We start from the raw sequence: 14,597 nt of genomic DNA, 5'->3' as shown, positions 1-14,597 counted from the left end.
TCGAACGATCCGCCCACGCGACAGTACCCCTGCTCCTCAGATCTGGACGGCGGGGAGCGAGAGGAGCTGGCCCCGGGTCGTCAGGGCGTAGTCGTAGTCGGCCCAGAACTGCTCGATGCCCCCACTGATGAAGTTGAGGCGAGCGGTGCCAACGCCGATGGGGATAGGCGCAGTGGTGACCTCGTGGGCGCTGCAGGAACCGGACGTCGAGCCGTGGCCGGCGATGTCGAAGCGAACCGAGGGCGTGGTCGCGCACGAACCGACCCAGGTGGCGCGGACGCGGCCAGTTGGTGCCGAGACCTCGACGACGAAATCGGCGACGGAGGTGGCGTGGTCGGGAACGACGACGACCTGCTCGGCGTGATCAAAGCCCCCCTCGGTGCCGACCAGTGCCTCGAGCGTAGCCTGGTACTCGCCCCCCTCGACGGGGAGGAAGTACATGCCGTCGGCGCAGGGCAACACGTCGCTGGTGAAGGTCGCGCCGGTCGCGTTGTTCACAGCGGTCATGCGGACGGCGTCGTACATCGCCTCCTCGCAACTCAGGCGCTGCGTGCCGCGCATGAAGGACCACGAGGTCTCGATGCGTGTAGCAGGGGGAGACAGGGGAGACGCGTCGTCGGTGCAGGCGCCAGAGAAGGCGAGGAACGTGACGAGCACGAGCAGACGACGCATGGTGATGTCCTGGTAGCAGGGGACCGCGGATCGCGGTCCCCCCAAGACTAGCGCCCGGCTGGCACTACACCCCACGATTGGCGGCCAGCACGGCCGCGATCGTGACGAAAGTCGCCGAAGTTCCGCGCGGCAGTCGCGGTGACCCCAGGGAGGTGTTGTGCAGGTTCCGCGATCGGGCTGCGCACCCCTCCCCCGTCGAGGCAGTCTCGCGGCAACGAATGTTCCGAATGAGCGTCGACTGGGTCCTCGCCATTGACCCCTACGGGGTGAATTAGTTGATCCATCTTCGTGGACACCGCGCAACCGCCCCGCAGCGCAGCGCGTCCACGGCCCGACCGCACCTGGCTGGCAGCGGCGCTTCGCAGCCGCCGAGTTACCGCGGCGACCGCGCCCTCGCGCCTGCGGCCCGCACTGGCGCGCGCTGGTCGAGCAGCAGGACGGCGTCGCGGCGGACCTCGGGCATGAGGTGGGCGTAGCGCATGGTCATCTTGAGGTTGGCGTGGCCGAGGAGCTCCTGGATGGTCTTGGTCGAGACGCCGCGCATGGCGAGGTGGGAGGCGAAGGTGTGGCGCAGGCGTGCCAGCCGATGGGGAGCATATGCCGGCGTGGCGACAGACCAGGCGGAGGGCCTCCTCGGTGACGTGGACGAGCGTTCAGGACATCGGTGACAGGTCACGGCAGGTCGACGAGTCAAGAAGAGTGGCCCGTCGGAGATTCCGCGGGGCGGTCGGCGACGTCATCACCCGCGTGCTCGCCGCGCCGTGACATCGCCGTGACATCGGTCGTGGCGCCGCCGCGTGCTGCCATGAAGCATGTCCTACGCCCACCATGTGCTCGATCCGCGCGCCGACCACGACGCTCCAGCGAGCGGCATCGCGCCCGGCAAGCGCACCATGACCGCGTCGATCCAGTGCAAGCCGTCGGCGACCGCGGCCGCACCCGGGCCCGCGGCGGTCGCCCCGGGGCCGCCCGCCGCCGACGCCAGCGTGCCGTTCTGGTTCGCCGACGGGCCGCCCCACGGCGGCGGCAACGCCATGCCCGCGGTGGTGCAGGCCAAGATGGAGCGGGCCTTCCAGGCCGACTTCTCCGACGTCCGCGTCCACGAGGGCGGCGAGGCGGCGGGGCTGGGCGCGGTCGCCTACGCCCAGGGCGCCGATCTGCACTTCGCCCCCGGCGCCTACGATCCGCACGGCGCTGCCGGCCAGGAGCTGCTCGGCCACGAGCTCGCGCACGTCGTGCAGCAGCGCGAGGGCCGGGTGCAGCCGGGGCCGCAGGGTAAGGACGCGGCCATCAACCGCGACGCCGAGCTCGAGGCCGAGGCCGATGCGCAGGGCGCCGCCGCGGCGCGGGGCGACATCGCGCGCGCCGGCGCCATCAGCACGCCGGGCGGCGCGGCGGCGGCGATCCAGCGCAAGATCGATCCCAACAAGGAGCAGTACGTCGGCCGGCGCGTGCAGGGCAGCGCCGGGCTCGGGTACATCGTCGCGCTGATGGGCCAGGGCTACACCGTGGCCTTCGACGAAGGGCCGGTGTTCTACGAGCCTGCCGACAACCTCGACTTCGTCGACGAGCCCGACGAGGGCACCGACAAGAAGCGCAAGCGCCAGCTCGACGTCGTCGGCGGGAACAAGCTGATCGAGGTCGGCGAGACCGGCGAGCAGAAAGGCGCGCAGAAGGGCGAGCTCAAGAACGAGCGCACCAAGGAGGAGGGCGGGCCCAAGCAGGCGTTCGAGCACGGCATGGCCAACCCGGAGATCCTCGGCGTCGCCGCCCAGGGCGTCGCCGAGCAGGTCACGACCATCGCCGAGGCCGGCGATCAGTGGGTCTCCACCGCCTTCGATTGCATCGTCGTGCAGCTGATCAGCGCCTACCCCGGGATGCCGCCGATCCAGCTCATGTCGCTGCAGGACATCCTGACCCAGAGCGAGCAGCTCGGCGAGTCGTCGCCCGACGCCTCGTTCCACGAGGACATCTGGGAGATCTACGTCGATCCCAAGTACCTGCAGATGAAGTTCTCCCCCGAGAACCTGGTCAAGCTCTCCGAGTTCGTGGTCCACGAGTTGCGTCACGCCGACCAGTACTGGCGGGCGGCGATGGCCCGCATCCAGCAAGGTCAGCAGGACGACCAGATCGCCGAGGAGCTCGGCATCCCGGTGCCGATCGTCGAGGCGGCGCGCACGGCCCAGCAGAAGGAGTCGCTGGCGCTGGGCGGCAACCAGCTCGGCGAGGCCAAGCTCCTCGACGGAAAGATCCCTGAGATGAACGAGGCCAACGAGAACACCAAGCTCGCCGACGCCTTCGAGGCGATGATCAGCCTGGCGCAGGAGCACCTCGCGCACGAGGAGGAGAAGTGGTCGTTCCTCGAGGCCTACTCGCAGGACAAGGGCGACCCCAAGGTGCTGATCGCCTGGTACAAGCGGGAGAAGCTGCAGCTGAGCAAGCTCGAGCCCGAGATGGTCAAGCTCGAGCTGCTGGTCGAGAAGATCGACGAGGACTCCGAAGAGGGCCTGGTCCTAGCCCGCGCCATCGCGGCGCTCGAGCTGAAGATCAAGTTCGCCCGGGACGCGATCGCCGACGTCGACGCCTTCCTGATCGCCAAGACCATGAACGGCGAGGAGTGGCAGGCCAAGATCCTCGACGCCATCGAGGAGCACGAGAAGGACATCCAGGGCTACAGGCTGAAGATCTGGGAGGCCATCCAGGCCTACCGCGACGATCCGCTGGAGAATGACGGCCGCTGGTGCGGCGCAGTGTTCGCCAAGAAGCTGGGCGCAGCGCTCGACAAAAAGTAACATCACGCGGACCACCAGCCCACCCACCGCACGCCGACGTTCGCCGCGCCCGCGAGCTCGCCCATCACCGCCCCTCCGGTCCGCGGCGCCGGCGCTGACGCACCAGGACCCCGCGCGTTCGAGCGCCTCGCTCAGCGTAGCGCGCGCTGACGCTGCCGGGTGATCGCAACCGGGTCCCGCTCCGCTTCGAGCTCCAACCTTCGAGAAAGCGCCGGTATGAACTCTGGGTCACCGGCCTCCCCTCGCCGACTTGATGCGGCTGGAGACGCCATGACAGGGCGGCTCGCTGCGACTGGATACCCCGGCGCAAGCGCAAGCTCGTCGCCGCTCACCTTGGTCTCGGACGTTCCGACGCACCACGGTGACCGCCGGTGCCGACGCGCTCAGCACGGCGGTGGAGCGTCGACCGCGTCGACCATCTCGGCCGTCACATTGCGGCCGAGGCAGCATATTGCGACTGGGACTCCCATCGCGTCCCGACGCAATGTGGTATACGCTGGTTCAATGCCACGGTTTGTTCCGGCCACCGCCGCAACGCCGCTGCCGCCATCAGGCGGGGGCGCAGAGGGGCGCAGAACACGCACTCTGGGACCTCAAGGAACGCCTGTCGCACATCGAATATGAGAAGGCCAAGGACGTGGCCGCGTTCGCTAATCACCTTGGCGGCACGATTCTCATCGGCGCGCAGGAAGACAGGAGCAGTCAGGTCCTCACCTACAACCCGCTGACCTCCAAAGAGGCCGACGATTCCGAGAAGGCCATCGCGCAGGCGATCAACAACCGCTGTAGGCCCACGCCACTGATCAACTTCGAACGAATCAGCGGCCTCAGCCGGTCCACGACGGTCCGAGCGTCCCGTGATTTCAGCTAACTAGGCGATCGCTCAGCCCCCGTCTGTTCCGGGGACCGGCTCCCGGGTCCCAACACGCTGGAACCAAAGAGCCTTTTAGCATCACCGCGTCAGCATCACAGCCCCACCGAAGCCTCCAAGCTATCGTAATCAAGTAGTTTTTCGGTTAGCCCGGAGCCTTGACGCGGTAGCGCCCACAAACCTGATTGATTACGGCGTGTTGAGACCACGGATTCTGTCCCCAACGAAAATGACGTTTCGGGGGTACACCGGCGTCGACGATCGGATCGGCCTGGGCGCCCGCTCGTCACCGCGACGTCTGATCCGCGCGGACGCGGCGCCTTGCGGATCGTCGCACCGCAATCGGCGCGCCGGACGACCGCGAGCCCGGACCGCGCGTGCGCGTGACGGCGCGGCACCTCGCCGACGCGCGCGATGATGCCCGGAGCGTGCGCGGCCGCCGGGTCGTGCGCTAGGCTCGGGCCGATGAGCGCAGCCGATGGCGAGCTCGCGGGCCTGGCCCCGCGCTGGCACGACCCCGGCGATCTCGACGACGCGCGTCGAGCGTGGCGCGCGCTCGGCGTGGCGGTGCTCGACGACGTGCTGGCCCCGGGCCTGGCCGCGGAGCTGCTGGTCGGCCTGCGCCGGCTGCCGCTGGTGGCGATCGAGCGGCCGGGCGAGGTGATCTGGGCCCACGACCTGGCGGTGCCGCCGGTGCGCGACCCGCAGCTGTTCGAGCCGCTGTTCCGGCTGGTGCCGGTGCTCGACGAGGTGCTGCCGCGGCTCGCGACCCTGGTGTGCGAGCGTCCGCTGGTGGCGCTGGCGCCGACGACGTGCCGCGTGATCGGCTACCGCAAGGGCTCATGGACCGACGCCGCGCTCGACGCCGAGCCCGGCACGGTCGTCTGTACCGTGTCGCTCGCGGGCGAGACCTGGCCGGCCGCCTGGGGCGGCCACGACACCCGCCGCGATCGCGCCGGCGGGACGGCCTGGACCGCGCTGGTGCCAGCCGGCACGGTGCAGCTGGCCGACGCCGCGGTCGCGCGCCACGTGCAGGTCATCACCCATCACGTCGAGCGCCTCGAGCTGCGCACGCTCCTGGGCCCGGCGCCGGAGGCGGCGTGAGGCTGGCCCCGCGCTGGACCGATCGCGCGGTCCGGGCCGAGGCCGCGGCCGCGTGGCGCACGCACCGCTCGCTCCGGATCGAGGGCGTCCTGGCCGACGACGTGGTCACGACGGTGCGCGACGCGATCGCCGAGCTGACCCACCCGCTGATCGCGGCCGCCGCGCCCGACTTCGCGTTCCAGTACGGCGCGCTGACCAGCCCGCCCGAGGACAACTGCGACCACGTCTGGTGTCAGTTCGCGCGCTGGTGGTGGGTCGACGGCCGGGCGCTGGTCGAGGACATCACCGGCATGCGCCTGATCCCGCCGCGCGATCGCGCGCTGATGTCGACGTTGTTCCGGCGCGGCAGCTTCATCGACCCGCACAACGACTACGACCGCGCGCGCCGCTGCGCCTACGTGCTCGGCCTCACCGACACGACCTGGCCCGCCGAGCTCGGCGGTCACCTCGAGTTCCTCGCGGTCGAGGACGGCCGCACCGTCGTGCGCGAGCGCCGGGCGCCGGGCTGGAACACGCTCGATCTGTTCGACGTCAGCAGCCTCTCGAACCTGCACCTGCACCAGGTGCCGATCCTCACCACCGACGTCGAGCGCCGCGCGATCACCGGCTGGTTCTTCTGAGGCGCGCCGCCCGGCGCCCCATCCGCGACACCTACGACACGAGACGCCCGGCGCGCGGATCGGCGCTCGGCCAGTACGTGACACGCGTCGAGCCCCCGCGGCCCCGCGGGCGCGTGACCCGGCGCACGGGCAGATCCTTTGGTCGGGCGGCGCGTTTCACCGGCGATGGTCTCGCTACGACTCGCGCTCGTGACGGCCGCGCTCGCCGCCCTGGCCGGCACCGCCCTGGCCCACCCGCCGCCGCCGCCCGACGACGATCCGCCGCGCCCGGCCCGCCCGGACCGCCCGGTGGCCGAGTGGTCGACCTGGATCCGGGTCGCGTACGGCACGACGACGACGACGACCTCGCCGACGCAGCGCGCGCTCGGCACCCCGAGCCCGGCCGCTGGCCCCGAGGGCGGCTGGGAGGCCGGCGTCGGCGCTGACCTGACGCTGCCGATCGGCCGCGGCGGCGACCTGCGGCTCGGCCCGTGGATCGAGGCCCGCACCGACGGCGCGATCGCGATCGGCGGCGAGCTGATGGTCGCGGCCGTGCCGGCCAAGCTCAACCTGTTCTTCTACGACGGCGAGGGCGTGCTGATCGCCCGCGCCGGCACCGACGGCACGCGCGTCACCGGCGCGATCGCCTACGGCTACCGCGCGCCGTGGGGTCTGCGCCATCCGTCCCGCGGCGACTCCCGCTACATGATCGGCGTGCGCGTCGTCGCGACCGCCACCCGCGCCGCCGACGATCCCCACGACTGGACCGCGTCGCTCGGCCTCGAGACCGAGCCGGTCGGCGCGCTGCGCTACCTGCTGGGCGTCCGGTCCTGGTACTGACCGGCCGGGACTGACCGGCCTCGGCCGCGCGAGCCGGTCGGCGCGCTGCGCTACCTGCCGGGCGTCCGGTCCTGGTACTGACCGGCCGCGGCCGCGCAGCTACTTCAGCTTGGCCGCCTCCTCCGCATGCTTGAACGCTGCGATGTGCCGGTCCCGCGCGGCGAGGTCGCCGGCGTGGTGCGCGGCGACGATCCCGACCAGCGCGTCCTCGCGGATCTTGGCGTAGCGGCGCATGTAGGAGTGTCGCTCGTCGAGCCCGCCCTGCTCGAGCGTCCGCCGCCCGGTCTGCCAGATCGGCAACAGCTCGCGCTCGATCGTCTCGATGAACTGATCCTCGTTGATGCGCCCCGCCTCCAGCTCGCCGCCGAGCTGGTTCCAGCGCTTGATCACCTTGTGTTCGGCGGCGAGGAACTCCTCGACCACCACCGGCACGTTGGGCTTGCCGCCAGGCACCACGAAGGTCGCGCCGGTCGTCACCAGCGTGCCGAGCACGCCGATCACCAGCGCGCGGCGGATCATCGACCACGCCCGCGGCAGCGCCTCGAGCGCCCAGCCGGTCGCGAAGCCGCCGACCAGGCCGCCGACGTGGGCCGCCATGTCGATGCCCTTGACCGACAGGCTGATGAACAGGTTGATGCCGATCACGAAGGCGATGTTGCGCAGCGCCGCCTCGGCCGCGCCCGGCGCCAGCTTGCCCTTGTGCCGCAGCAGGAACCCGGCGAACGCGCCGAACAGCCCGAAGATCGCGCCCGAGGCGCCGACCGAGACCGCCTGCCCGCGCATCGCGCTGGCCAGCGCGCCGAGCAGGCCGGCCACGACGTAGATCGCCAGCATCCCGGCGCGGCCGTAGACGACCTCGGTCTGACGTCCGACCGCGTGCACCGCCAGCATGTTCATCGACAGGTGCAGCAGGCCGGCGTGCAGGAACATCGAGCTGCCCAGCCGCCAGAAGTCGCCGTCGAGGGTCTTGATCCCGAGGTTGCCGCCGAGCTCGTACAACCGGAGCGAGTCGGGACTGATCGGGTCGAGCCCGAGCGCGATCGTCGCGGCGAACGCCGCGACGTTGAGGCCGATCAGCACCCAGGTCAGCCACGCCTGCGGGCCCGGCCGGCTCACTCGGGGCAGTCCTGGAACGGATCCTTGAGCCCGGGCACGCACGGCAGCCGCTTCATCATGCAGATCGTGACCTCGGTCTCGCCGTCGAACACCAGGTCGACGTAGCCGGGCTGGTAGCCAGGCAGCGTGCACTTGACGCGCATCTTCGTGCCCTTCTTCTCCTCGAGGTGGACCCCGGCCGGCCCGCGGTAGTGGGTCTTCTCGTAGATGATGCCGCCGTCGGGGCGGGTCAGCACCTCGATCACCACGTTGCCGCGCGCGGTCGGCGTCCGGCCCATCACCGTCGGCCCGGCGTCGCGCGACGACGTTACGCCGGCGTCGACGCCCGTCACCGCCACCGCGGCGTCCCGCAGCGGCCGCGGCCCCGGGCCCGGCCCGGGCGCGCGCGCGTCGGTCGGCGCCTCGACGCCGCCGTCGAGGTCGTACTCGATCACCGTGCGCGCGTCGGCGCGGCGCTCGCCGGCGTCGGGCTCGCCGCGCACGCTCGCGCTCTTCTTGAGCAACAGCGCCGCCCCGACCCCGCCGCCGCCCATGACCAGCACCGCGAGCACCGCCCACGGCCACCGCTTCGGCGCCGCCGTCGGGGCCGCTGGATCCTCGGGGATATCGAGCGTGACCCGCGGCTCCTGGGTCGCCGACGCCACGAACACCGGATCGGCCAGCGACCGGTTGGTGTAGCGCGGCAGGTCGCCGGTGGCGGTGGTCGGCGCCAGCGGTGGCGGCGGCTTCGACGGCGGCGCCGCCGAGTCGCGCGCGGTCCGTGGCTGCACCGTGGTGGCGTCGGGCGACGACGCCATGCCCGGCGGCATCGCCTGCAGCACGCCCCCGGCCAGCGACCGCGCCGTGACGCTGGTCGACACCGGCTGCGCCAGGTCGACGCCGTGGGCCGCGCCGGTCATCGCCGCCAGGAACTCGCCCATCGTCGCGTAGCGCTGCTCGCGCTTCTTCGCGAGCGCCTTCATCACGACCGCCTCGACCTCGGCGTCGAAGGTCAGGTCGGGGCGGACCTTCGACGGCGGCTCGATCGTGTCGAGCATCTGCATGGCCAGCGTGCGCACCATGCTCTCGCTCTTGTGCGGCACCCGCCCGGTCAGCATCTCGTAGAGGATCGTGCCCAGCGCGTAGACGTCGACGCGGCCGTCGGTGTCGCCGCGCCCGGCCGCCTGCTCGGGCGCCATGTACTCGGGCGTGCCGAAGACCGCGCCGGCGCGGGTCAGGCGCGGCCCCTCGCTGCCGGGCGCGACCGCGCCGGTGGCGTCGAGCGGCGTGACCTTCGCGATGCCGAAGTCGACGATCTTGACGAAGTCGCGCCGGCCGTCGCGGTTGATCAGGAACACGTTCTCGGGCTTGAGGTCGCGGTGGACGATGCCCTTGTCGTGGGCCGCGCCCAGCGCCTGCGCGATCTGCGCCGCGATCGACAGCGCCCGATCGGCCGACATCGGCGCCGACAGCTTGATCGCCGCCGACAGGGTCTTGCCGTCGACGTACTCCATCACCGAGTAGGTCAGGCCGTCGGGCGTGGTGCCGAAGTCGGTGACGTCGACGATGTTGGGGTGGCCGATGCGCGACGCCGCCTTGGCCTCCTGCACGAACCGCTTGATCGTGCTGGCGTCGCGCGCGACCTCGCGCTTGAGCACCTTGACCGCGAGCGGCCGCTCGATGATCAGGTGCCGCGCCGCGAACACGACGCCCATGCCGCCCTCGCCGATCTTGCGCTCGATCAGGTAGCGCCCGTCGAGGGTCAGGCCGATCAGCCGATCGTAGGCGGCGTTCTGGTCGGCCGCCTGCAGCGCCAGCGTGGCCGCGTCGATCTCCTCGTGGGCCGACACCGCCCGGACCGGATACGAGATCGCCTCCGGCGGGATCGATAGGCGTGCGCCGTCGAACGGGCAGTAGCCCGTCTCGCTATAGAACTGATGGCAGCTCGGGCACCAGAACTGCGGCAAACGCTACCTGCCGGTCCGCACGTCGTCGTCGTAGAGCCCCGGCAGGCGGAAGTAGGTGAACACCTTGCCCTCGGCCCCGACCACCAGCACGTTCTGCCCCGACCGGCCCCAGGGCCCGATCGCCAGGCTCCGGCCGTACTGGTCGCTGGCGCTGGCGCTGGCCACCGCCAGCGGCTCGGTCGTCACCGCCGTGAACGCGCCGGCCGCGTAGCGGTAGATGTAGACGCCGCCGGCGTCGGCGGTGCCGTCGATGTCCGACTTGGGGGCGCCGATGACCAGCTCGGGCACGCCGTCGCCGTCGAGGTCGCCGGCGGCCAGCGCGTAGCCGAAGGTCGACCCGGTGATCGGCACGGTGATGGCCATCGGATCGGTGGCGCCGGGCAGGCGCACGTAGACCGTGTTGATGCTCGGCGCCGAGTACACCAGCGCCGCCTGGGGCACGGCCGGATCGAACCGGGCGGTCAGCATCGCGAAGCCGCCGTCCATCGCGGGCACCGACAAGGTCGTCGTCGGCGCGTCGCAGGGCATCGGCAGCATCACCGTCGACATCGACTTGACGACGTTGGCGACCTGGTAGATCCGGATCTCCGAGGTCGTGCCGTCGGCGCTCGAGCGCGGGCCCTGGCCGACCACGATCTCGGGATCGGCGTCGCCCTCGATGTCGGCCACGGCCGCCTCGAACGAGGTCTCGGTGGCGCGGTTGGTGGTCTGGGTGCACTCGGCGAAGGTGCCGGCGTCGGTGATCGCCGAGTTCTCGTAGTCGTAGAGCACGTCGATCTGCGTGCCGCGCACCACCACCAGCTCGCCCAGCGTCGGGTCGTTGGTGAAGCCGCCGGCGTCGGGCAGCGTCGCGAACGCGATGCCGGTCGGCGGCAGCAGGCCCAGGTCGGTGTTGGCGCCGTTGAAGACGCGGCCCGGCGCCACCGCCAGGCCCAGGTCGTCGCCGGACATCACGGCGATGAAGGCCTGCCCGCTGAGCAGGTTGCCGGTCCGGCTGCCGAACGCGAACCGGTGCTCGGTCGGGTGGGCGGCGAACGCGGGCTTGGCCGGCAGGTCGTCGAACATGAACGCCGGGAGGATCGACTGACCGCCGACCGAGGCGATCGCGTGCTTGCCGTCGGCGCCGTAGCGCAGGGTCGACAGCATCAGCTTGGCGCGGCCGAGCACGACCAGGTTGACGCCCTGGCCGTCGAGCGTCTCGGCCGTCAGCGGCATCGCGCCCATCGCGACGCCGTACTGGCGCGAGTCGCCGGGGTTGTTGACCCGCTCGACCCAGACGTCGCTGGCGAGATCGTCGAACGTGGTCCAGTTGCAGGCGCCGGCGCCGCACAGGGCCAGGCCGGCGGCGCCGAGCGCGAGACGAGAGCGGGTCACCATGGCAGCTCCATCGACAGGCCGGCGTAGTTCGGCCCGATGCTCGGGGTCAGCGCCAGCGCGCGCACGTCGACCACGCCCACCGACGGGCGGCCCTTCTCGCGGAACGTGTAGTAGATCGCCGCCAGGCCCAGCAGGCCGGCGACGCCGTACGCCGCGTTGGCGCCGATCGCGAAGTACTTGCCGCGGGTGAACCGCGGATCGCTCTGGTCGACCGGGGGCGTCCCGGCGGCGATGGCGTCCTTGAGCTCCTGCTCGAGCTTCTGCGACTCGAGGCCCAGGTAGATGCCGCCGCCCGCGAACAGCCCGCTGAAGACGTAGGCCACGATGGCGTCGCCGCGGCCGGGCTTCTTCGCCAGCTCGGTCTTCAGGTTGATCTCGGTCTTGGCCTGCACCTCGATCGTGGCCGAGTACGACTTGTAGCCCGAGCGCCGCACCGACACCTTGTGGCGCCCCTCCTTGACCGGCTTGCGGCACGGGCCGCGCTCGCACAGGAGCTGGCCGTCGAGGTAGATGCGCGACGACTCGATGCCGGGGCCGCGCACGTACAGGTAGCCGACCGGCGCGCCCTTGAGCTGCGCGGCGATCTCGGCCGCCTCGCCCGCGATGATCTCGATGTCGTGCTCGCTGGTCTCGTAGCCGTCCGCCTCGATCCAGACCTTGTGCTTGCCGGGCTTGAAGTTGCCCGAGAACGGGGTCTTGCCGATCGCGCCGACGGCGCGGTCGTCGAGGAAGATGTTGGCGCCCGGCACGTTGCTCTTGATCTCGAGCCAGCCCAGGTAGTCCTCCTCGGACAGCACCACCTGCAGCAGCAGGAGCCGGGTCGGATCGGCCGCGGTGCGGCCCTCCTTGCTCTTGTAGCCGCGCTTCTCGACCAGGTACTGGAACTCGCCGTCCATCGAGCCGGACCACGGGGTCTGGGCGAACGGGCCCTTCTCCTTGCCGTTGATGTAGACGTTGGCGCCCTGGGGCTCGCTCTCGATGACCACGAGGCCGCGGTAGGTCACGTCGCCGAGCGACTCGACCTCGGCCGACGGGCCGATCGCGACCGGCGCCGCGCCGGTGCCGCCGTCGGGGTTGCCGGCGCCGGTGACGCCGCCGTCGGATCCGCCACCTGCGGCGATCGCCGCGACCGCCGCCCGCAGGCGCTCGGCCTCGGCCTTGAGCACCTCGATGACCTTCTCGACGTGGTCGCGGTCCTTGGCCTCCTTGTTCTCGGTCAGGTACCGCGTGTAGTAGTCGACGGCCTTGTCGTACGACTCGGGCTCCGACGCCTTCTTGCCCTTCATGTGGTAGGCGGCGCCGACGTTGTAGAGGAACTGCGGCATCGGCCGCGCCTCGTACGCCTTCTTGAACGACGCCGCCGCGTCGTCGAACTTCCCGGACAGATAGAACGTCTCGCCCTGGCTGAACGCGGCCTGCGCGGCCTTCCAGGGGTCGCCCTGGGCGGCGGCGCGCCGCGGGGAGACCAGCGCGAGCGCGATCGTGACGAGCAATAGGATACGTAGTCTCATGCCAGGCCCTCAGCTCGACCGAGGGTCGAGAGTGGCGGACAGAATATCCCGGCCCGTGGCTCGGCGCCACCTGCCCCGCCCCGGTGTGACGTAGGTCCGGCCAGGTGCGGGCCCAGGGCTGGACCCGTCATCGGCGCTTGCCCCCGATGGGGAGCCTGGGCCCGCTGGAAGCTCAGCGCGTGTCCGCTCGTCGGTCGCGCACTGGTGCGCGCGCCGGGAGTCTCGCGTCGTGGGTGGGGGCCTGGTCGCTGCCCTCGACGGGGGAGGGCCTGGCGACAGGCCCTCTGGAAGGTCAGAACCCGCCGCCGACCGACAGGCCGGCGAAGTCCGAGCCGACCGTGGGCGTCAGCGCCAGCGCCTTCACGTCGACCGTGCCCGTCGACGGCGGGCCCTTGTCGCGGAACGTGTAGTAGATGGCCGACAGCCCGACCACGCCGGCCAGGCCCCAGCCGCCGTACGCGCCGTACTTGACGTAGTCGCGCTTGTCGTAGAGCGAGTCATCGACCTTGAGGCCGTTGGCGTAGATGTACGCGCCGGTCGCGCCGCCGGCGAGGATGGCGGTGAAGATGTACGCGACCACGGCGTCGGTGCGGCCCGGCCGCTTGACCAGGTTCGGCGTCACCGTCAGCTCGGTCTTGGCCTGCAGCTCGAGCCGGGCCCGGTACGGCTTGAAGCCGCTGCGCGACACGACGATCGTCCGCTTGCCCTCGCGGACCGGCGTCCGGCACGGCCCGCGCTCGCACACGACCGCGCCGTCGACCTTGACCTTGGCGCGATCGAGGTTGGCGCCGCGGATGTTCAGGTAGCCGACCGGCGCGCCGCGCAGGTTGGCGGCGACCTCGTGGGTCTTGCCGGCGACGATCTCGATCTCCTCGGCGTACTCGTCGTAGCCGTCGGCGGCGATCCAGATCTTGTGCTTGCCCGGCTTGAAGTTGCCCGAGTACGGGGTCTTGCCGATCGGGCCGGCGGCCTTGTCGTCGGAGTAGACCAGCGCGCCCGGGATGTTCGCCTTGATCTCGATCCAGCCCAGGTAGTCCTCCTCGGACAGGACCACCTGCAGGACCACCAGGCGGTTGGGGTCGGGCGCGATCACCGCGTCCTTGGACTTGTGGCCGCGCTTCTCGATCAGGATCTTGTGCTGGCCGTCGAGCGAGCCCGACCACGGCGTCTGCGCGAACACGCCGTTCTTCTTGTCGTCGAGGTAGATGTTGGCGCCCTGGGGCTCGGTCTCGATCACCACGAGGCTCCGGGTCACGACGTCCCCGAGGGCGGCGACCTCGGCCGACGGCGTGGTCAGGTCGGGCGGCGGGGGCGGCGGCGCCGCCGGATCCGCAGCCGCGGCCGCGACCGCGGCCGCCTCGGCAGCGGCCTTGAGGCGCGCGATCTCCTTGCCCAGGATCTCGATCGACTTCTCGACCGCGGGCTTGTCCTCGGCGGTCGGCTCCGACGTGAGGTACTTCTGGTAGTACTGCACCGCCAGCTCGTAGGCGCCGACGTCGCCGGTCTTCTTGCCCTTCATGTGGTACGCGGCCGCGGCGTTGTAGAGGAACTGCGGCTGCGGCCGCGCCTCGTAGGCCTGCTTGAAGCCCTCGGCGGCGCCGTCGAAGTTCTTGGCCAGGTACTGGCTCTGGGCGTCGGCGAACAGCGTCGACGCCTTGACCAGGGCGTCGGGCTGCTGGGCGAGCGCGGCGCCGGAGAGCGCGGCGAGGAACACGAACACGAGGGCGAGGCGCGCAGACATGTGCGCAGGATAGCCGAACCTCGCCCGG

The 14,597-nt window shown here is 71.2% G+C and carries 11 protein-coding genes and 1 pseudogene; 5 read left to right on the top strand and 7 right to left on the bottom strand.

From position 1 onward, the window contains the following. Window positions 1-36: 36 nt before the first annotated feature. Together IPL61_30125 and IPL61_30120 are read right to left on the bottom strand one after the other, a co-directional pair. A complete protein-coding gene (locus tag IPL61_30125) occupies window positions 37-672 on the bottom strand; it encodes a hypothetical protein (GenBank protein MBK9035467.1) in 636 nt (211 codons plus the stop codon). A 373-nt stretch (window positions 673-1,045) separates the two neighbouring features. Next, the gene (locus IPL61_30120; GenBank protein ID MBK9035466.1) at window positions 1,046-1,216 is read right to left on the bottom strand and encodes a tyrosine-type recombinase/integrase; all 171 of its coding nucleotides are present in this window, start codon (window positions 1,214-1,216) and stop codon (window positions 1,046-1,048) included. Between the two features lie 268 nt (window positions 1,217-1,484). Here IPL61_30120 and IPL61_30115 point away from each other — a divergent pair. The 5 genes and pseudogenes from IPL61_30115 to IPL61_30095 all read left to right on the top strand — a co-directional run bounded on the left by IPL61_30115 (window position 1,485) and on the right by IPL61_30095 (window position 6,878). Next, window positions 1,485-2,021, top strand: a pseudogene (locus tag IPL61_30115) (DUF4157 domain-containing protein). 1,957 nt (window positions 2,022-3,978) lie between these two features. Beyond that, the gene (locus IPL61_30110) at window positions 3,979-4,335 is read left to right on the top strand and encodes an ATP-binding protein (protein ID MBK9035465.1); all 357 of its coding nucleotides are present in this window, start codon (window positions 3,979-3,981) and stop codon (window positions 4,333-4,335) included. 465 nt (window positions 4,336-4,800) lie between these two features. Then, a complete protein-coding gene (locus IPL61_30105; protein MBK9035464.1) occupies window positions 4,801-5,439 on the top strand; it encodes a hypothetical protein in 639 nt (212 codons plus the stop codon). Next, window positions 5,436-6,059 (top strand): 2OG-Fe(II) oxygenase, encoded by a 624-nt coding sequence (locus IPL61_30100; protein ID MBK9035463.1) that lies wholly within the window; start codon window positions 5,436-5,438, stop codon window positions 6,057-6,059. Before IPL61_30105 ends, IPL61_30100 begins: the two co-directional genes overlap by 4 nt. Window positions 6,060-6,248: 189 nt before the next feature. Next, window positions 6,249-6,878, top strand: coding sequence for a hypothetical protein (locus IPL61_30095; protein MBK9035462.1), 630 nt, complete (start codon window positions 6,249-6,251; stop codon window positions 6,876-6,878). A 99-nt stretch (window positions 6,879-6,977) separates the two neighbouring features. On the opposite strand, the gene IPL61_30090 is transcribed toward IPL61_30095, so the two are convergent. The 5 genes from IPL61_30090 to IPL61_30070 all read right to left on the bottom strand — a co-directional run bounded on the left by IPL61_30090 (window position 6,978) and on the right by IPL61_30070 (window position 14,569). Continuing rightward, window positions 6,978-7,994: a rhomboid family intramembrane serine protease gene (locus IPL61_30090; GenBank protein MBK9035461.1), complete on the bottom strand. Its 1,017-nt coding sequence runs from the start codon at window positions 7,992-7,994 to the stop codon at window positions 6,978-6,980. Further along, window positions 7,991-9,940 (bottom strand): serine/threonine protein kinase, encoded by a 1,950-nt coding sequence (locus tag IPL61_30085; protein MBK9035460.1) that lies wholly within the window; start codon window positions 9,938-9,940, stop codon window positions 7,991-7,993. The genes IPL61_30090 and IPL61_30085 overlap by 4 nt, the downstream gene beginning before the upstream one ends. A 3-nt stretch (window positions 9,941-9,943) precedes the next feature. Then, window positions 9,944-11,317, bottom strand: a complete 1,374-nt coding sequence (locus IPL61_30080) for an FG-GAP repeat protein (GenBank protein ID MBK9035459.1) — start codon at window positions 11,315-11,317, stop codon at window positions 9,944-9,946. Then, window positions 11,311-12,828, bottom strand: coding sequence for a PEGA domain-containing protein (locus IPL61_30075; GenBank protein MBK9035458.1), 1,518 nt, complete (start codon window positions 12,826-12,828; stop codon window positions 11,311-11,313). The genes IPL61_30080 and IPL61_30075 overlap by 7 nt, the downstream gene beginning before the upstream one ends. Window positions 12,829-13,120: 292 nt before the next feature. Further along, window positions 13,121-14,569 (bottom strand): PEGA domain-containing protein, encoded by a 1,449-nt coding sequence (locus IPL61_30070; protein MBK9035457.1) that lies wholly within the window; start codon window positions 14,567-14,569, stop codon window positions 13,121-13,123. Window positions 14,570-14,597: the final 28 nt, after the last annotated feature.

It is taken from the genome of Myxococcales bacterium, from assembly GCA_016717005.1.
In the GTDB taxonomy this organism is placed as follows: Bacteria; Myxococcota_A; Polyangia; order Haliangiales; family Haliangiaceae; genus UBA2376.
The sequence above is the reverse complement of the archived record's forward strand: the minus strand, read 5'-3'. Positions and strand labels throughout refer to the sequence as shown.